This window comes from Compostibacillus humi (assembly GCF_014637175.1).
Classification (GTDB): Bacteria; Bacillota; Bacilli; order Bacillales; family Amphibacillaceae; genus Oceanobacillus; species Oceanobacillus humi.
Genome location: NZ_BMEV01000006.1, coordinates 26,988 through 46,680, shown reverse-complemented (window position 1 = coordinate 46,680; position 19,693 = coordinate 26,988). Strand labels below are relative to the sequence as shown.

Below are 19,693 nucleotides of genomic sequence, written 5' to 3'. Positions count from 1 at the left end.
GGGCGGAAATGGCATTAACCGGAAAATAAAAAGGACTCAGTCAAAAAAATGCTGCTTTATTCCTTCCTTTTAGAGATTTATTCCAATATTTTGTTTTTTAAACGGAATTTTCCGATAATTATCTCTATTAAGTTATAATGGAGAAAGATGAAACTCTAAAAGGGGGGAGCAGGATGGGAGATAAATTAGAACGTATTCAAGCTCCAGCGCTGCGTGACCGTGTCGTCACTGCAGAAGCAGCTGCATCTTGGATTAAAGACGGGATGACCCTCGGCTTAAGCGGGTTTACCCGGGCGGGGGATGCAAAGGCTGTACCAACCGCTCTCGTCAAAAGGGCAGAAAAGGGCGAGAAGTTGAAGGTAAATGTCTATACAGGCGCATCACTCGGGTCCAACATTGACAAAATGTTTGCGGAAGCAGGAATCGTTCATAAGCGGGTTCCGTTTCAGGCCGAGCCGGCGATGCGGAAGAAGATCAATGCGGGGGAACATCTTTTTGTCGATCAGCATCTTTCCCACACTTCGGAATTGCTCAGGGCAGGAGCGATTGATACGATCGATTACGCGATTTTGGAAGCGATTTCTATTACGGAAGACGGCATGCTGATACCGACCACGTCGGTTGGAAATTCCCTTGCTTTTGCCGAATTCGCCAAAAATATTATTATCGAAATAAATACGGCACAGCCGGTGGAGCTGGAAGGGGTACATGATCTGTACAGTCCGAAGCATCAGGGGGAACGGGATGTCATTCCGCTGACGGAACCATATCAGCGGATTGGGACGAAAGGAATTCCACTCGATATAGGCAAAGTAAAAGGAATCGTCTTTACCCATCAGCACGATTCTCCGTCGGCCATCGTTCCGCCGGATGAAGAAACGCAAATGATTGCAAATCATCTGCTGGACTTTTTCCGGTCCGAAATAAAAGCGGGCAGATTGACGGAAAACTTAATGCCGCTTCAATCGGGAATTGGTTCGGTTGCTAATGCGGTATTGCACGGAATGCTCGATTCGGAATTTGAAAATTTAGTCGTCTATTCCGAAGTGCTGCAGGATGCGGTTTTTGACCTGATTGACGCAGGGAAGGTAAATTTCGCTTCGGCATGTTCATTGACATTGTCTGAAGAGAAGATGAATGAAGTATTCGGGAATTTCGAGAAATATCGCGATAAATTGATTTTGCGTCCGCAGGAAATTTCCAATCATCCGGAAATCATCCGCCGCCTCGGGCTCATTGCCATGAATACGGCGCTGGAATTTGATATTTATGGTAATGTCAACTCTACCCATGTGAGCGGAACGAATATGATGAACGGGATTGGCGGCTCTGGGGATTTTGCCCGAAACTCCCGTTTAGCCATATTCGTTACAAAATCCGTTGCGAAGAATGGAGACATCTCCAGTGTCGTTCCATTCGTATCCCACGTCGACCATACGGAGCACGATGTGGACGTCGTCGTGACGGAACAGGGGTATGCGGATTTGCGCGGTCTTGCACCGCGGGAACGGGCACCGCTCATTATCGAAAATTGTGCCCATCCGATGTATCGGGAACAGCTTTGGGCATATTATAAGGAAGCACTGGAGCGTGGCGGGCAGACGCCCCATGTGCTCGAAAAAGCCTTTTCCTGGCATATTCACTACAAACAGCACGGCACGATGAGCCAGCTAACCACGGTGCCGGAAACTTGCAATTAAAAGGGGTATTTTTATAGCCGATTTTCCTTTGGGGGGAGGAAAATCGGCTTTCTGATTTCGGATCGCAATGGCATTTTCATCATTTATCGTCATGCCCGGTTTCAGCAGTTAAAGTTGACCGCAAGCAAAAATTGCGGGATAAATAGTAATGTAAGAGGGAATGATAACGAAATAAGGGAGTTTACAATGACAGACAAATTGCCATTTACGATATCCAGAGAAGAAAACTTTTTTCAGCGATTAAGTGAATATATCGGAGACGTGTTTTACGACATATTGCCGGAAAAAGGCTTCGAACTTCGGGATGAACAAATCTATATGGCCTTTCAGCTGGAAAAGGCATTTAAACAGCGGTCGGTTATGTTTGCGGAGGCCGGAGTCGGCACTGGAAAAACGATCGTCTATTTGTTATACGCCATTTGCTATGCCCGGTATAAAGGAAAACCGGCGATTATTTCCTGTGCAGATGAAACGTTGATTGAGCAATTGGTGAAAAAAGACGGAGATTTGGAAAAAATTGAGCGCGCCCTCGGAATTACCGTCGACGTCAGGCTGGCAAAAGCGAGGGAGCAGTATGTCTGTGTACGGAAACTCGATAAAATTATTGAGGAGACGGATGATCCAGACATCATTAAAGTGTATGACGAGCTTCCGTCCTTCGTCTTTGAATCCGGCAGTTCCATGCAAGCATTTCACCGGTATGGCGACCGGAAGGACTACCCGTGGGTAAACAACAAGAAATGGGATACAATTGCCTGGGACCCATTGCAGCAATGTTCCACCTGTGAATTCCGCCATCGCAGCGCCCAGACTCTCCAGCGGGAATATTACCGGTATGCGAAAGACCTGATTATCTGCTCCCACGATTTTTTCATGGAGCATATTTGGACGAAGGAATCAAGGAAGCGGGAAGGCCAGCTTCCGCTTTTGCCGGAAGCAAGTGCTGTCATTTTTGATGAAGGCCATTTATTGGAATTTGCTGCGCAAAAAGGGCTAACGTACCGTTACAATCTCGAAATGTTAAACAGCGTCCTTTCGGGTTTTTCCAGCCAGGACGTCCGGGAACAGTCGCTAATATTGGCAGATGAAATTTTGTTCGCCAATGAGCGCTTTTTTGCCATGCTGGAAAAGCATGCGGAAAAAGTCGAAGGTTCCCACCGGAAAGAAATTACCAGGACAAAGGAGTTAATGGACGCAGCCCGAACATTGGAAAAGTATGTCCAGCAGCTGCTGGAAGAACTGGTGTTTGACGGCGAAATGTACACGATGGACGAATATCAGCTGAAAGTGACGGAAGAGTATTTGGAGTTCTTTTCCTATGGCTTGTCTATTTTCCTGAAGGAAGAGGAAGGGATTTACTGGCTGGAAGAGGACGGCGAAAACACGAGCTTTGTCATGATGCCCCAATTAGTGGAAGACGTGCTTAGAGAAAAAGTGTTTTCCCTCGATATTCCTTTTATTTTTTCATCTGCCACCTTATCGGAAAACAAAGATTTCTCCTATTTGGCAGCAAGCCTTGGAATTGAAAAGTTTGATGCATTTTCCGTCGACTCCCCCTTTGATTACGATACCCAAATGGAACTGTTCGGCCATACGACCGGCAGCAAGCTGGAGAAGTGGGAAAAGACGGAAGAAGCGCTGCTCAATAACGGCGGCAGTTCGCTAGTGCTGTTTTCCTCGATGGAAGAAATGGAAGCATTTCGCCAATGGGCGTTAGAGAAGGACTGGCCATTTCCGGTGCTTTATGAAGGGGACCGGGAAATTAGCGGTCTGATTCGCACCTTCCAGCAGGATTCTTCCGCTGTTCTGTGCGCCTGTCATTTATGGGAAGGACTGGACGTTCCGGGAGAGGCGCTAACCCAAGTGATTATTGTTTCCTTGCCGTTCCCGCCGGATGATCCTGTGTTTAAAGCGAAACGGAAAAACGCAAACAATCCGGAACTGGAAATTGACGTTCCCTATATGCTGCTCCGGCTGCGCCAAGGAGTCGGCCGCCTTATTCGCACGAAGGGGGATAAAGGCGAAGTGCATCTCCTGTTTGCGGAAAAAGAACGGGAACGATATGGGGAAAAAATTGCAAATGTTCTTCCTAAAGCCATTAAATGGAAATAAGGTGAAGGATTTCTCCTTCACCTTATTTATTATCCTGATTCTCCTTGATTTCCTGCAAAAAGTAAGTGAGAATTTTTGCTGTTAACCCCCAAATCACTTTATCTTCGTACGGATAAAAAAGTTCATCAATGCTTCGTTTTCCCCACTGGTAATCCTTTCCGCCGTGAATCCAATGGTAAGGAAAGTCTTTTTCCGGAAGAACTTGCAAATGAACTTTATACATTTTCGGTTCGGTATTCAGGAGGTACTGTAAAGGGACGGTGAAAGTCTCGGCAACCTCGGCTTCATTCGGTTTAATTTTTTCCGGATGAACGATTCTGCCGATGTATGGGAAAATCATCCGCCCGCTGTCCGATACGATATAGTCAAAAGGAATCACATCGGCAATGGATGATGGAGGAATTCCCAGTTCTTCCGAGGTTTCCCGAATGGCGCAATCTTCCGGTCCGCCGTCTGTTTTTTCGATTCTTCCGCCCGGAAAACAAATATCCCCCGGCTGGCTATGGAGATGTAATGACCGCACTTGAAACAAAATATGAATTTCTCCATCTTTCTCCAATAATGGGATTAATACGGCCGACTTCCGGTAGTTTTCTGTCCCCATTATTTTCCGTTTCCGCGCTTGAAATGTGCGCAATAGTTTGGCAATATCCATTTCCTCCACCTCCAAATAGTTTGATTCCGAGAAAGTTCTTCAAATTACACTCTTTTCCTTTTCCGCTGGATAAGCCAGGCTTCCAGCCCGCCGGAACCTAGCAGTACTCCGGAGACGATGAACAAAAGCCCAAACAGGTGGGCAGGGAGAAAGGTTTCCTGTAAAAACAGAACGGCACCGACGAGGGAAAAGAACGTGTTTAAATTTAGAAAAATCGACGTCTCGCTCGGTCCAATTTTTCCGATAGAATAATTATATATTATATGGCCGAATCCGGTAGCGATGATAGCGGAAAACAGCAATATTCCCAACAGGGGAAGATTTATGTTTGCCAGCGAGCCAAATCCTCCCGGTTCCTTCCATAAACTTAGGGCAGCCAAAATGAATGCGCCGAAGGTGGTCATATATCCGGTGAGCAGCCGAGTATCCATCGATTGGGCTGCCTTCTTAATTAAAATAAAACTGAAAGCCTGTGACAGAATCGCGGACAGTACGAACAAATCACCGCGCCAGTTTCCTCCAACGCCGGAAGTGCCGGCCAGCACGGTAATGCTGACACCAATCAGTCCGATGATAAACCCGAATAGCCGAAAAAAGGATGGCCGCTGTTTTAATAGAATCATAGATAAAACGACTGTGATTAAAGGGCCTAATCCTAAAATCAGTCCCGCATTCGCAGCAGAAGTCCTTATTAATCCTTCCGCAATGAAAAAATGGTGACAGACGACATTAAAAATCGTACCGCCCAAAATATAGCCCCATTCCTTTTTTTTCGGCAGGCGGACGACACCGATCAGACTGAGGTATACAAATGCCGTAATTCCGGCAATCAGCACCCTTATGGAAGTGACGGCAATGGGCGTAAACTGCTCTACAAGGATTTTAATGGCAGAAACGTTAAAGCCCCAAATCATCATTAAAATGGTAAGGATGAGATATGTATGTTTATTAGCCAATGGCAACATCTCCAATTATTCGTTTCTTTGTTCGATGATTAGTGCATTCGTAAAGACGTCATCTTGCATCAAAGGCTGCTCTTTTTGCCGAAATAGCCCTATGGAAAAAGCCACCCTGTTTAATAGAGTGACTTTTTAAGTGACGTATCATGGATGTAATTCTATGAAAAACGGGGTGATTATCGTTATTCCATTAATTCGGCAAGGATTTCCAGGGAACGCAGCCGGTCTTCCAAATGGTAAATTTGTGAACCGACAATTAATTCGTCAGCCCCGGTCATTTCGATAATTTTTTCTAAACCTTGCCGTACCGTTTCTTTGCTGCCGACAATCGTTGTTAACGGATTAAGGGATTTTTTCACCTGTTCCCTTTCCATCGGTGTCCAAATGTTGTCCATCGAATCTGTCGGCGGCAGCAATTTGCTTTCGACGCCCCGGATTAAATTTAAAAATTGCTGGTACAGGGAGGTGGCAATTTTTTCTGCCTTTTCATCTGTATCGGCAGCGATGACATTCACGGCAACCATCGCATACGGCTTATCCAGTGCGGCAGACGGCTGGAATCCTTCCCGGTACAGCTGCAATGCCGGAAGCAAATACGCCGGCGCAAAATGGCTGGCAAAGGAAAAAGGCAATCCTTTTTGAGCGGCAAGTCTTGCACTATAGTCGCTGGAACCTAATAGCCAAATCGGAACTTCCAATCCTTGGCCGGGAATCGCTCGCACCCTTGATACTGGCTCCTTCGAGAAATAGTCTTGAAGTTCGTTCACCAGCATTGGGAAATCTTCCGGACCGACATGTAATGTTCGTCTTAAGGCAAAGGCGGTCGCCTGATCTGTCCCTGGAGCCCGCCCTAACCCTAAATCAATGCGGTTCGGAAAAAGTGTTTCCAAGGTGCCGAATTGTTCGGCAACAATGTAAGGGGCATGGTTAGGCAGCATAACCCCTCCTGCCCCGACCCGAATCGCTTTCGTATGGGCAGCAATATGACCGATAAGTATGGACGTGGCGGAACTGGCAACCCCGGGCATATTATGATGCTCGGCAAACCAATAACGATGGAATCCCCATTTTTCCGCCTGCTGGGCGAGCTGAACACTTTCCTTAAAGGATTCCCCTGCATCACTGCCTTCTTTTACCGGCGCCAAGTCTAAAATTGAAATCGGAATTTGCTGGAACTTGCGAACTTGATAGGAAGTCAACCTATTCTCTCCTTTAACAATAGAAATATTCACGTTTACCTTTATAAGTAATCATAAAGTTTTTTCCCTGCATCGTCCAATTTTTGATTTCTAGTTTCTTTTTCCAAGTTTGTTCGTTATAATGAATTATAGTACTATATATAGAACGATATGTTCTTTAAAATAGAAACAATCATAACATCTCATAAAAAAGAATAGCTATTAGGAAGTACAAGATTTTCATTGTGCAGGAAATGATGAGGATAAAGGGGAGAATAATATAGTGGAAGATTTTGCGGGAATCGTTCATTTTCACGAAGAGAGAATACCTGGCGATTACGGATACCGGCTAATGAAAGCATTGCAGCAGTCACCGCTGGAACAAGGCATGTTGTGGCAGCGGCACAATGCCTTTTTAGGCTACCAGAAACAATGGACGGCAAATGATGAGGAGGTTATGCCGATTGAAGATCGGGAAAACGGTCTTGTCATAACCGGAAAAATCCGTCTCGCCAACAGAAAAATGCTTTTGCGCAAACTGCGCATAACTGATTCCGTTCAAGATGGGGAAATACTTCTTCGTCTGTATGAGAAATTTGGTGTTGACGCTGCACGCTTAGCAGAAGGCAGTTTTTCCTTCGTCATTTATGATGAGAAAGAACAGAAAATTTTTGCCGTCCGGAACAAAGCAGAAAAAAACAGTCTCTACTTTTATCATGATTCCCGGCGTTTTGCCTGCAGTTCCCGGATTGAACCATTGTTTACATTGCCTTACATTGAAAAAAGAGCAAATAAGCATTATCAAGTGATTGCCAGCGCTGGTATGGATGAAACCCATTTTCTGACCCCTTACATGTATATTTATCAGCTTCCCCCATCCCACGTCTGTGTGATTTCCCGGCAGTCAATCACTATAAAGGAAATCGGGGTCCGCCTTCGCGAGGAAAGGAAAAGTATCATGTCGCTTTTGGGATAAAATCCCCAAAGGCGATTTTTTGTGCAATAATTGGCCTTTGTGATTTATATCACTAATTATTACACAATTACAAGTGAAATACTTCACAATATAAAGGTTAGTGAAAGCGCTTTCTATATATAACATTTCCACTATAAATAGAGTAAAAACCGTATTTTTGCTATTAATATTCCTTGTCACACTTTGTTCAGAAATTAACATGATTTAAGTGATAGAAATCACACTTGCTTACTTCTTCACAAAGTAAACTGTAAGTGAAGATAAGATAATACTAAAAAAATAAAAAACTATCTTATCTTTACCAAATTGCAGAAAAATATCTCTTTATATGAAACAGAAACGCAGCACTCATAATTTTCTTAAAAAATGATTAAGGAGTGAAGGCAGGATGAACAAAGTGTTGAAAATGGCGGTTGTTGGAGCGTTGAGTATTTCCGTATTGTTGGCTGGATGTGGAACGGCTGATCCTGAGGCAGAACAAAAAGAGGCAGAAGATAATGTTGTTGCTGCCGAAGAAAAGAAGGAACCAGAGGTGATTAAACCGCATCAAGGCTTAAATCAAGAACCGACACCGATCAAAATTGAACGAGTCGGAGAAAACGAAGTAAACGTAGAAATGACGGCACAAATTACGGACATTGAAATCGCGCCAGGGGAGTTTTATAAAGCGTGGACATTTAACGGCGAAGTGCCTGGACCGCTCGTAGTCGTTGAAGAAGGAGACGTCATTAATTTCACATTGAAAAACATGGACCCGGCCATTCCGCACAGTATGGACTTCCACGCGGTACACACAGCTCCATCGAAAGGCTTTGCAAACGTAGAACCGGATGAAACAGGTACATTTACTTATCCGGCAAATAATCCGGGAGTGTTCATGTATCACTGTGGTACAAACCCGACATTATCCCACATTGCGAACGGAATGCACGGCACGATTATCGTCAAACCGAAAGATGGCTATCCGACCGATGATCTCGTAGACAGAGAATATGTTCTGATTCAAAACGAATGGTATGACTACAATGATTTAGAAGATTTCACCTATGGCGAGCCGAACTACGTCGTATTCTCGACAAAAGCTTTAAAAGATGGCGACCGTAATACGAATGGCGATACGTTTACCTTAAAAGACGAACCATTGTTAGCTAAAGTCGGTGAAAGAGTCCGCATCTATGTCAATAACGTTGGACCGAACGAAGTAAGCTCCTTCCACGTCGTTGGTACCGTATTTGAAGATGTGTACATCGACGGAAACCCGTATAACCATATGAAGGGAATGCAGACAGTACAGCTTCCTGCCAGCGGCGGTGCAGTAGTAGAATTTGTTGTAACGGAAGTGGGAAGCTATCCATTCGTTACTCACCAATTTGAACACGCGCAAATGGGCGCATCGGGAATCCTTAAAGTTACGGAAACAGGAGAAGATGACGGCAAGGCTACGATGAGCCACTAATAAGGGACATGCTTGGAACGATGCTTTTGGGCTGGCAGTTTAAGAACTCCGGTTCAAAAGCATCATCCGCATATCGGGGAGTACGAACTTAGAGGTGAGTACATGAAATACAGAAAAATCTTTTTGCTGATGATCATCACCTTTTTTTTCGCCGGGGAAGCTGCAGCAAAAGAGATCACCGTTCAGGAAGGGATGAACCTTCAGAAAGTGCTGGACGAAGCGGAAAAAGGAGATACCGTCGTATTGGAAGCTGGGGTCTACGAAGGGAATTTTTCTATCGATAAAACGATTGCCCTGATTGGCGAGACGGGGGCAAAAGTGATAGGCCCGCCGGAAGGAAATGTCATTACGGTCAACGCCGATGATGTCGTCATCGAAAATTTGGAAATTGAAGGCGGCGGGACGCAAAATGCGGGGATTTATATCCGTTCCAACCGGAATAAAGTAACCGGAAACCGGATATACGATGTGTTCCATGGCGTGATGGTAAAAGACGGTTATGGCAATGAAATTACAAACAATATGATGTCCAGCTTTCGGGGAAATGTTCATAAAGGATTTGGCGTTTATTTAATCGAAGCGCCTTCTGCCATCGTCTCCGAAAACATTATGTACGACACGAATGACGGGGTCTATATTTCCTTTTCCGACCTTTGTGCCATTACGAACAATTATATTCGCAAAGCGCGATACGGAGTTCATACGATGGACTCGGAAGATATCGTCATCAGCCAAAACGATATTTCCGAAAGCCGGAACGGGCTGATGATCATGCAAAGCTACTACGTGCGAATAAAGGACAATTACTTGCATGACAACCGGACCGTAAACGGAGCGGGAATGTTCATCTTTGATACCTTTTACTCGACCATTTCACAAAATGTCATGGAAAGGAATAATAAAGGAATTTATTTGGAAAACGCTCAAAATAACAATATCGTCTCCAACATCATCAGGAAAAATGATACAGGTTTAGAAATGGCAGAAGCATCTATCAATAATTTAATTAGTTTAAATCAATTTATCGGCAATAATCAGCAAGTCATATCTGACAAGGAAAATGAAAACTCCTTTACGTGGGATGATTTCGGAAATTATTGGGATAACTTGCGCGCCATTGATTTGGACCAGGACAAAGTGAATGACTTTGCATACAAAAGCGGGGACGTATTTTATCACATGACGAAGAAGGAGCCCCATTTGCAAATTTTCACTGGAAGTCCGGCTATTCAGCTTTGGAATACAATCGAAAAATATGTTCCGATTCCTTCTGAACAGTTTATCGTTGATGAACATCCGTTAGTAAACCCGTCGAACATTGAAGTGGACTTTTTAAAGACCGGAAAAAAGGATGAATCAGCTTTTGCCGTCAATTGGAGCGGCATTTACGGATATGCAAGTTTCGTTCTCTTTGGAATATTTGCTATGGGCTTAGCGAGGAGGAAAAAAGATGAGGACTAAATTAGGGATTTTGCTTATGATTGTCATTGGACTTATTACCGGGTGTTCTTCTGATGTATCAATGGAACCGGTCGATATTGATGCAGGTACCGACAGCTGTGATATGTGCCATATGGGAATTGAAGATTTGGCATCAGCAAGCCAAGTGATTATGGAAGACGGAACACCGAAAAAATTTGATGATATTGGCTGTATGCTTCTCTATTATCAGGAACATAAAGACGACGTCGGTGTCGCTTACGTCCCAGATTGGGAAACAGGAGAATGGCTGAAGATGGAAGATGCGGTATTCGTACAGGAATCATCGATTGAAACACCAATGAGCTACGGCATTATTGCCTTTTCGTCGGAGGAGAAAGCCCAAGCCTTTCAGGAAGAAAGGGGAGGAGAACTTTATAACGGAACAGAAATTACCCAGCTGGACGTGAAAGCATTAAAAGCGGATGGGCATGGAGAACATAGTGCGGGAGACGAATCCCATGAATAAACTGAAAATCCTTGGCGGGATGGTCGTCCATGAAATAAAACTGCTGCTCCGCAGTAAATGGCTGCTCAATTTTACCCTTCTCTTCTTGGCGATGGCAGCACTGTTTTATTTCTACGGGCTGCAATCGGTGGAAAACGACCCGAAAGAAGTAGTTTATGGATTGGAATCGATGGGAACGGAAATCGATACCGGCACAGTAGACCCTTCCTACTTTGGCTTAGACGTAATCGAAGTGGAAGAAAATAAAGAGACGGCGGAGAGTGCCGGTTATTCCCGGGCGATTGCCATGCTGATGAATTTATCCCTTTGGCTTATCCCTGTCATTTGCTTAATTCTTGGCTCAAACTCGATTATTACCGATAAAGAGGGAGGCGGCTTATCCCTTTACCGGACGTATCATATGCCCTTTACGTACTACGTGCTCAGCAAATTTATCGCATTATGTGTTTCCTTGCTCGCCAGTCTAGGCGTCTCTTACGGTGTTTTTGGAATTATTGTTTCCCTTACCGGCCAAGGAGCCCAAGGTACGTATTTTCAAACCTTTTTATGGCTAAACGTCTTTCTCGTCATCGTATTTTCCGCCTTGTCCCTATTTATCGGCTCCATCAGCACAACAAGGATGCAAGGGCTGTCCTTTGCTTTAATCGCCTGGAGTTTTCTCGTCTTCGTCTACGAATTTATCGTGTTTTCCGTCGTCGATTTTGTTTCTTACGGTCAAAAATTAACGGGCATGCTGCTATTCATATTGATGAACCCGATTGAATCCCTCCGGGTATGGTCCATCGAAAAATTAAATGCTGAATATATTTTTGGTCCGGAATACCTCCTGATTCACGAATGGGGCCAAAGCGGCATGTTAACGAATTATTTGATCGTATCCATCATCGCGATGATAGTGATGGCATTATCCGTATCCACCGTTGTCATGAAAAAAAGAGGGTGAAAAACTTGATAAACGATAAAGTGCTGTCGATAACGAATTTGTCCAAGACGTATGGGAAAAAACAAGTGCTCGCCCCGGTAAATTTAACCGTTCATCGCGGTGAATGTGTTGTGCTATGCGGGGGGAACGGTGCCGGAAAAAGCACGCTAATAAAATTAATTACCGGGATTGAAAAGCCGACTGCCGGAGCATTTCAATTCCGTGTGCAAGGGAGGAAAACTTTCGGATTTATGCCCGACGATATGAAGTTCCCGAAAGACTTAACCCCCCTGGAAGTTCTAAATTATTACCGTCAATTTTTGAATGTTTCAGAAGAGCGGATGCACCACCTTCTCCAGCGGGTCGGTTTATGGGATTTTCGCCGGCAAAAAGTTGGCTCCTTTTCCAAAGGGATGTCCCAGCGGGTAAATCTTGCTCAAGCTTTGCTGGCTGACGTGGATGTATATATTTTTGATGAACCGACGAACGGGCTCGACCCTTATTGGGTCATTGAATTTAAGCGAATCATTCACGACTTGAAACGGGAAGGAAAAACGGTCATTTTAAGCAGCCATATTATGCGGGATGTGGCAGAAATATCCGACCGGGTTGTCATCCTGTTTGAAGGAGTAATGAAGGAAAACGGAACACTGCAGGAAATTTATGCAAGGCATCGTTGTGATAATTTGGAGGAAGTGTTTTTGCGGCTGCAATCCAATTCGACGGAACCGGAACTAGAAGCAGAAGTAGGATAAAGAAAACGGTCTGGCTATATGCCGGGCCGTTTTTTCATCGTTTTTCCCCTGGAAAATGTTGTAAAACTCCTATGATAGACGTATATTAGGTAGCAAGAAGGCGGATAGGGGGTATATTATTGAGGAATTCGATCAAACTTGCCATCATTATCATCATCGCACTGGTCATCGCAGTTTCCTTTTCATCCTGTCAAGCAGCGAAGCGGGTAAAGGGGTCAGAACAATTTTCCGGAACGATTTCAGCGGTTGAAGTTTCCAGTGATGTGGCGGAAATTACTATTCTTCCCTCGGATTCGGGCAAGGCAGCGGTAGAGTGGGACGGCAAAATAAGCAGAAACAGAGATTTCAACGTGGAAGAGAAGGACGGCACATTATCGGTGCTGCTTACGGAAAAAAAGAGGATGTTCAGTTGGCTTCCTTTCTCCTTTTTCTTTCAAACGGATAAGGGAATGGACATTCGCATTTTCCTCCCTGAAGAGAATCTGGATGAAGTAACCGTCCATAATGAGGTCGGGGACATCGAAATAACGGGGGTGAAGATGAAGGATTTGCAAGTTGATACAGATGTTGCTGAAGTAATTATCGATGGAGCGGCAGCCGATACGATCGAGGCGAAGTCGGATGTAGGAGATGTGACAGTGAAAAACTCGAGCGGCAAATTGTCGGTAACGACGGACGTCGGAGAGGTTAATGTGGAACTTGAGGAAATTGAGCATGATCATTTTTTCCAGACGAATGTTGGAGATGTAACATTAACGTTAAGCGCGGTTCCTGATAATGTTACCTTTCAGGCTACAACCGATGTCGGTTCGGTACATATGTTTGGCAAGAAAGGAAGCTATGCTGTAAAACAGGCAGATTATTTAGTGGAAATTATTACCGATGTGGGAGATATAACGGTCAGCGCAAAATAACCCCCATGGCGAAAACTCTCCCATATGAAGGGGCTGTCCGAAAAGTAGTATTTAATCCCGAAATCTAAAAAAAGCAAACCCAAAGAATGCTGTAAAATCAACATTCTTTGGGTTTTAATTTTGGCGGATTTTCAACTAAAATGGACTTTTTAGACAGCCCCTTCGTTTTTTATAGGTACAGCAAAAAAATAATATAATTCTAAAAAACTACTGTTTAAAGTGGAAATAGTATGATATAATCACGATTAAATACTTTAGCACTGTTACGCTTTTATCTTTTAATACGATAAAGAACGGAGGAAAAGAAATGAAAAAATTATGGTTACTCGTTGTGATGATGGCCTTCGCAATGCTTGTCGCATGCGGCTCGGGCGATGACGGAGGGGATGATGCATCATCGGATACAGCGGATTCAGCAGAAAGCACAGAAGAAGGAAATGGAGAAACTGATGGGGAGACCTTTGTTATTGGTGCAACTCAGATTGTTGAGCATCCTTCTTTAGACCGGGCTTATGAAGGTTTCCAAAAAGCTTTGGAAGATGCAGGGCTAAACGTGGAATACAATTTTGAAAGTGCCCAAAATGACCAAAATAACGTGAAAACGATTTCTGACAAATTTGTTGCCGATGGGGTAGATCTTATTTTTGCCAATTCGACACCTAGCGCGTTAGGTGCGCTGCAGGCAACAAGCGATATTCCGATTCTGTTCACTTCCGTTACCGACGCGGTGGATGCCGGGTTAGTTCCGTCGATGGAAGAAGCAGGAGAAAACATTACGGGAGTTGTTGACTTGCATCCGGATGCGATTCAGGAGACGGTCAACTTTATCGATACGTACTTCCCTGATTCTACCGTAGGCATGGTATATAACGCTGGAGAACAAAACTCCGTTGCCCAAGTCGATGCGGTAAAAGAAGCAGCTGAAGGAACGAGTTTAACGATTGCAGAACGGACGGTAGCCAACTCTGCAGAAGTGCAGCAGGCGGCAACGACCCTCGTTGGCGAGGCGGACGTCTTCTATATTATTACCGATAATACGGTTGTCTCCGCTTTGGAAAGTGTCGTAGGCGTAGCCAATGACCAAAGCATTCCGTTAATTGTCGGAGAGCCGGATTCCTTGCAAAAGGGCGGCTTTGCCACCTTTGGCATAGACTACTATACAATCGGATACCGTACGGGTGAAATGGCAGTACAAATTTTAACCGGGGAAAAAGCCCCTAGCGAAATTCCGCCAGAATTCCCGCCGGAAATCCAGCTGTTCATCAATAAAGATGCTGCAGAAAAACAAGGGGTCGAGTGGAACAGTGATTGGGACGACATGGCTCAATTCGTTGAGGCAGAATAATAGAGTATAAGATGAGCCAGTGTCATACTGGCTCTTTTTCCCCTTACACTTCGAGGAGATTTTTGCGAGAGGAAGGAAATTATGTTTATTTCATTGTTTGGTGCAGTCGAATCAGGGTTTATATATGCCATCATGGCTTTAGGAGTATATTTAACCTTCCGAGTCTTGGATTTTCCCGATTTAACGGTGGAAGGAAGTTTTGTTACGGGAGCGTCCGTTGCGGCATTCTCCATCGTGCAGGGCATCCCGCCGATTGTTGCCACAGTTCTGGCGCTTTTTGCCGGATTTATCGCTGGATGTATAACCGGCTTACTGCATACGAAGGGAAAGATCAACTCCCTCTTGTCAGGGATATTAATGATGACTGCCCTGTATTCCATTAATTTGCGGATTATGGATCAGCCGACGCTATCGTTGCTTAATGAAACGACAATTTTTGACCAATTAAAAGCAGCCTGGGCAAATACGGGAATAGACGCTGCATTGAACGGACTGCTCGGAGCTGTCGGCTTGGAAAAATTTCCAGCTACCTGGTCGATTTTAATTGTTATGGTAATTGTGGCCTTTATTATTAAATTTTTAACAGATTATTATTTGAAGACCGAGGTGGGATTGGCGACCCGGGCAATCGGGGACAATAAAAAAATGATCCGCAGCCTTTCTGCCAATACGGACAACTTAATTATCGTCGGTGTTGGCATTTCCAACTCCTTTGTTGCTTTAGCCGGTGCACTGATTGCCCAGCTTGGCGGCTTTTCCGATGTAAATATGGGGCTTGGTCTTATCGTTATCGGACTTGCTTCGATTATTATCGGGGAAGCGTTATTTGGAACGAAAACAGTTGTGCGGGCAACTTTGGCCGTAATTCTCGGTGCAGTTATTTACCGGATTATCGTTACGTTAGCATTGCGGGTTGACTTTTTGGAGACAGGGGACATGAAATTAATTACGGCTGTCATCGTTGTTATCGCCCTTGTAACTCCGAAAATTGTTCAAGGAAGAAGAGAAAAAATGCGGCGGGCACAAAAACGTCAGCAGTTAAAGGCAGGTGGAGAGGGCCGTGCTTAAGCTAAAGCATATATCGGTTACCTTTAACGAAGGAACCCCTGATGAGAAGAAGGCATTGAAAGACATTCACTTGGAACTGGAAAAAGGGGATTTCGTTACTGTCATCGGCAGTAATGGAGCAGGAAAATCGACGTTAATGAACGTCATCTCCGGGGCTTTGTATCCGGATGTAGGAGACGTGTTGATTAACGGCAAGCAAGTAGTGGATCTTCCGGAATATAAGCGTTCCAAATATATCGGCCGGGTATTCCAAGATCCGATGGCAGGCACCGCTCCTTCCATGACCATCGAAGAGAATTTAGCGATGGCCTACTCGCGCAATAAGAAAAGAAGGCTGACTCCTGGAGTGACAAAACAGCGCCGGGAATGGTTTCGGGAACAGTTAAAAACATTGAATCTCGGCTTGGAAGACCGGCTGAATGCAAAAGTCGGACTGCTGTCCGGAGGGGAAAGGCAAGCTCTGTCCCTCTTAATGTCCACCTTTACGACACCGGACATTTTATTGCTCGATGAACATACAGCAGCCCTCGACCCGTCCCGGGCGGAGTTAATTACGAATTTAACGAAAAAGGTCGTAGAAGAATCGGAGTTAACGACGCTAATGGTTACCCATAATATGCAGCAGGCCCTCGATTTAGGGAACCGGCTAATTATGATGGATAAAGGGCAAATTATTTTTGAAGCCCATGGGGAAGATAAACAAAAGTTAACGATTCAAGATTTAATGAATGAATTCCAGCGGATTCGGGGAACCCAATTTGGAGATGACCGGGCCGTATTAATGTAACGAAAAGCTTGAGGTGCAGTACGTGCACTTCAAGCTTATTTTATTGAAACCGCATTGATACCTTCGTCGTATAATCAAAAGGACGGCATTTATAACGCAAATGAAGGGAATGAAATGGTTGAAACAGCGGGTAACATTAATTGACAGCTTGAGAGGCTTTAGTTTGTTTGGGATTCTGATTGCTAATTTGCTCATATTCCAATATGGCATGTTCGGCAAAGAAAATATGGAATTTTTCGATGTGTCTCCTCTTGACCGCTGGGCATATATTGGAACAAAAATTTTCGTGGAATCCAGTTTTCTTCCGATATTTATGTTTCTATTCGGCTATTCACTTATTTTGTTAAAGGAAAAACTGGAGAATCGGGATAAAAAGGTGAAGAGACATCTTGTAAGAAGATTTCTCCTGTTAGTTCTATTTGGACTGCTCCACTCATTTTTCGTCTGGGAAGGGGACATTCTATTAGCCTATGGATTATTCGGTTTCATCATGCTTCTTTTCCTCAATCGGAAAAAGAAGACGGTGCTTTATTGGGGGATATTCTTCTTCGTTGCGACATCATTGTTATCATTCGGGCAGATCGAGGAAACGGAAGAAGAGCTGATGCATCAGCATGCATACGTTGAAAAAGAGATGGAAGCATATTCGAAAGGGTCATACATTGAAGTGTTCCAATTCCGCATGAGTGACGAAGATCCTTATGGCTACGACGGATGGGTGTATCTGTTTATCATTATTCTTGCTCCATTCATCACGATTCCGATGTTTTTATTTGGGGTTTATGCAGCAAAAAGCAAATGGTTTACAAGGCCGGATGAAGAAAAAGGACTGTATAGGAGGTTTGCTTTCCTGTTTCTTCCTTTGGGAGTGCTGCTAAAAAGCATGCTTTTTCTTTTTCCGGATCATTTTCTGTCCTCCGGCAGCTACACCTTTGGCGCCACCTTTTTAGCTATCGGCTATATCTTTGCCTTTGCGTTGCTTCATACAACGGTGAAGCATAACGTGTTCACCGCCTTGGAAATGGCTGGCCGCTTGTCTCTGACGAATTATTTGCTGCAAAGCGTCATTTGTACGACGATTTTTTACGGCTACGGTCTCGGATTGTACGGTAAACTTGGCGTCCTCAACGGAATTGTGCTCGGAATCGGCATTTTTGCTTTACAGGCGGCGATCAGCTATTTTTACTTGAAACGCTGGAAAATGGGACCTTTTGAGAAAGTTATTCGCATCGGGACATATTTAACTTGGAAAGGGGCGCCTAAAGCAAAAATCGCGCCTGCTGAAAAAGGGCAAATTAGCAATCCGCAAACAGGACCGAATGAAGCGGTTTAAGAGATAGTTCGGATTTGCTGCATCATCAAAACAAAAAAGTTCCGATTTTGCGACAATCGGAACTTTCCTTCTTTATACGACGCCTTGAGCAAGCATGGCATCCGCCACTTTGCAGAATCCGGCAATATTTGCACCGACTTCCAAATTGCCTGGCTCCCCATATGCTTCCGCCGCTTGCACACAGCTTTGATAGATGGATTTCATAATTTCCTGCAATTTTCCGTCCACTTCATGAATATCCCAATAGATGCGCATGCTGTTTTGAGCCATCTCCAAGGCGGAGACTGCGACACCGCCGGCATTTACAGCCTTTGCCGGACCGTACAGCACATCGCTTTCGAGGAATTGCTGAATCGCTTCAGGAGTGGATGGCATGTTTGCCCCTTCCGCAACCACTTTTACCCCGTTGGCAATTAAGGTCTTGGCTGCAGCCGCGTCCAATTCGTTCTGGGTTGCACAAGGAAGAGCGATGTCACAAGGAATGGACCAAATGCCAGTACAGCCTTCCGTAAATACCGCCTCGGGATGCTTGTTCACATAATCACTTATCCGGCCATATTCTACTTCTTTTATTTGTTTTACCGTATCGATATCAATGCCGTTTTCGTCATAAATGTAGCCGGAGGAATCGCTGCAGGCGATTACCTTCGCACCGAGCTGGACAGCTTTTTCCATCGCGTAAATGGAAACATTTCCAGAACCGGAAACGATAACCTTTTGTCCGCGTAAAGAAAGCCCTTTGTCTTTCAGCATTTCCTGAACAAAATAAATCGTTCCGTAGCCTGTTGCTTCCTTTCTGCCGATACTGCCGCCGTAGCCGACTCCTTTCCCGGTCAATACGCCGGCTTCATATGCCCCGCGAATGCGTTTATATTGGCCGAACATGTACCCGACTTCCCTGGCGCCGACACCAATATCCCCGGCTGGAACGTCCACGTCCGGGCCGATATGTCTGGCCAGCTCTGTCATGAAGCTTTGGCAAAAACGCATAATTTCATTGTCTGACTTCCCTTTTGGATCGAAGTCCGACCCGCCTTTTCCGCCGCCGATTGGCTGGCCGGTTAAGGCATTTTTGAAAATTTGTTCAAAGGCGAGAAACTTCATAATGCTTAAATTGACCGATGGATGGAAACGAATTCCGCCTTTATATGGGCCCAGGGCACTGTTAAATTGAACCCGGTATCCGCGATTTACTTGCACTCTTCCCTGATCGTCCACCCAAGGAACGCGGAAAATGATGATTCTTTCTGGTTCTGTAAGCTGTTCTAAAATGCCTTTTTCCATATAGTGAGGGTTTTTTTCGAATACAGGTGAGAGAGATTGGAGCATTAAGGAAATGGCTTGATGGAATTCCGTTTCGTTTGGATTTCGTTCAACGATTTGGTTATAAAGGTGATTCAAATAATCTGCAACGTATTCATTCGTTTTTTCCGTTGTCATCATTTGTCGCCCTGACCTCCTTATTTCGAATTTTTTTGCTTCTTCACATATAGTTTTATTTTACATAAGTCAATCCATCTAAACAATATAAAAAACAGATAAAATCAATCGCATTTTGAGATATAATAAAAGAAAGGAGCTGATG

At 44.5% G+C, this 19,693-nt stretch carries 17 protein-coding genes; 13 read left to right on the top strand and 4 right to left on the bottom strand.

The features are described from left to right. Positions 1-173 precede the first annotated feature (173 nt). Positions 174-1,700, top strand: coding sequence for a succinyl-CoA:acetate CoA-transferase ScpC (gene scpC, locus IEV18_RS02615; protein ID WP_188390819.1), 1,527 nt, complete (start codon positions 174-176; stop codon positions 1,698-1,700). 186 nt (positions 1,701-1,886) lie between these two features. Continuing rightward, positions 1,887-3,812, top strand: coding sequence for an ATP-dependent DNA helicase (locus IEV18_RS02610; protein WP_188390818.1), 1,926 nt, complete (start codon positions 1,887-1,889; stop codon positions 3,810-3,812). A gap of 22 nt (positions 3,813-3,834) precedes the next feature. Here IEV18_RS02610 and IEV18_RS02605 read toward each other — a convergent pair whose 3' ends face one another. From IEV18_RS02605 to IEV18_RS02595, 3 genes are all read right to left on the bottom strand, one after another. After that, positions 3,835-4,467, bottom strand: coding sequence for an NUDIX hydrolase (locus IEV18_RS02605; RefSeq protein WP_188390817.1), 633 nt, complete (start codon positions 4,465-4,467; stop codon positions 3,835-3,837). A gap of 44 nt (positions 4,468-4,511) precedes the next feature. After that, positions 4,512-5,423, bottom strand: a complete 912-nt coding sequence (locus IEV18_RS02600; protein WP_229733524.1) for a DMT family transporter — start codon at positions 5,421-5,423, stop codon at positions 4,512-4,514. A 185-nt stretch (positions 5,424-5,608) separates the two neighbouring features. Next, positions 5,609-6,625: an LLM class flavin-dependent oxidoreductase gene (locus IEV18_RS02595; RefSeq protein ID WP_188390816.1), complete on the bottom strand. Its 1,017-nt coding sequence runs from the start codon at positions 6,623-6,625 to the stop codon at positions 5,609-5,611. A gap of 262 nt (positions 6,626-6,887) precedes the next feature. Between IEV18_RS02595 and IEV18_RS02590 the strand changes: the two genes are divergently transcribed. From IEV18_RS02590 to IEV18_RS02540, 11 genes are all read left to right on the top strand, one after another. Then, entirely contained in the window at positions 6,888-7,580 is a 693-nt protein-coding gene (locus tag IEV18_RS02590; RefSeq protein ID WP_188390815.1) for a class II glutamine amidotransferase domain-containing protein, read from the top strand. A 388-nt stretch (positions 7,581-7,968) separates the two neighbouring features. Further along, positions 7,969-9,036 (top strand): multicopper oxidase domain-containing protein, encoded by a 1,068-nt coding sequence (locus IEV18_RS02585; protein ID WP_188390814.1) that lies wholly within the window; start codon positions 7,969-7,971, stop codon positions 9,034-9,036. Between the two features lie 102 nt (positions 9,037-9,138). After that, positions 9,139-10,497: a right-handed parallel beta-helix repeat-containing protein gene (locus tag IEV18_RS02580; RefSeq protein ID WP_188390813.1), complete on the top strand. Its 1,359-nt coding sequence runs from the start codon at positions 9,139-9,141 to the stop codon at positions 10,495-10,497. Then, positions 10,487-10,984 carry a nitrous oxide reductase accessory protein NosL gene (locus tag IEV18_RS02575; RefSeq protein WP_188390812.1) on the top strand — a complete coding sequence of 166 codons (498 nt, stop codon included), beginning with the start codon at positions 10,487-10,489 and terminating at the stop codon, positions 10,982-10,984. Before IEV18_RS02580 ends, IEV18_RS02575 begins: the two co-directional genes overlap by 11 nt. Further along, positions 10,977-11,927, top strand: a complete 951-nt coding sequence (locus IEV18_RS02570; RefSeq protein ID WP_188390811.1) for an ABC transporter permease subunit — start codon at positions 10,977-10,979, stop codon at positions 11,925-11,927. The genes IEV18_RS02575 and IEV18_RS02570 overlap by 8 nt, the downstream gene beginning before the upstream one ends. Before the next feature lie 5 nt (positions 11,928-11,932). Then, positions 11,933-12,661 carry an ABC transporter ATP-binding protein gene (locus IEV18_RS02565; protein ID WP_229733523.1) on the top strand — a complete coding sequence of 243 codons (729 nt, stop codon included), beginning with the start codon at positions 11,933-11,935 and terminating at the stop codon, positions 12,659-12,661. Between the two features lie 119 nt (positions 12,662-12,780). Next, a complete protein-coding gene (locus IEV18_RS02560) occupies positions 12,781-13,575 on the top strand; it encodes a DUF4097 family beta strand repeat-containing protein (RefSeq protein WP_188390809.1) in 795 nt (264 codons plus the stop codon). Between the two features lie 307 nt (positions 13,576-13,882). After that, positions 13,883-14,920 (top strand): ABC transporter substrate-binding protein, encoded by a 1,038-nt coding sequence (locus tag IEV18_RS02555; protein ID WP_188390808.1) that lies wholly within the window; start codon positions 13,883-13,885, stop codon positions 14,918-14,920. 81 nt (positions 14,921-15,001) lie between these two features. Then, a complete protein-coding gene (locus IEV18_RS02550; protein WP_188390807.1) occupies positions 15,002-15,988 on the top strand; it encodes an ABC transporter permease in 987 nt (328 codons plus the stop codon). Next, a complete protein-coding gene (locus IEV18_RS02545) occupies positions 15,981-16,775 on the top strand; it encodes an ABC transporter ATP-binding protein (RefSeq protein ID WP_188390806.1) in 795 nt (264 codons plus the stop codon). The genes IEV18_RS02550 and IEV18_RS02545 overlap by 8 nt, the downstream gene beginning before the upstream one ends. A 118-nt stretch (positions 16,776-16,893) precedes the next feature. Continuing rightward, positions 16,894-18,108: a DUF418 domain-containing protein gene (locus tag IEV18_RS02540; protein WP_229733522.1), complete on the top strand. Its 1,215-nt coding sequence runs from the start codon at positions 16,894-16,896 to the stop codon at positions 18,106-18,108. A gap of 72 nt (positions 18,109-18,180) precedes the next feature. Here IEV18_RS02540 and gdhA read toward each other — a convergent pair whose 3' ends face one another. Then, a complete protein-coding gene (gdhA, locus tag IEV18_RS02535; RefSeq protein WP_373281873.1) occupies positions 18,181-19,551 on the bottom strand; it encodes an NADP-specific glutamate dehydrogenase in 1,371 nt (456 codons plus the stop codon). Between the last annotated feature and the right edge of the window lie 142 nt (positions 19,552-19,693).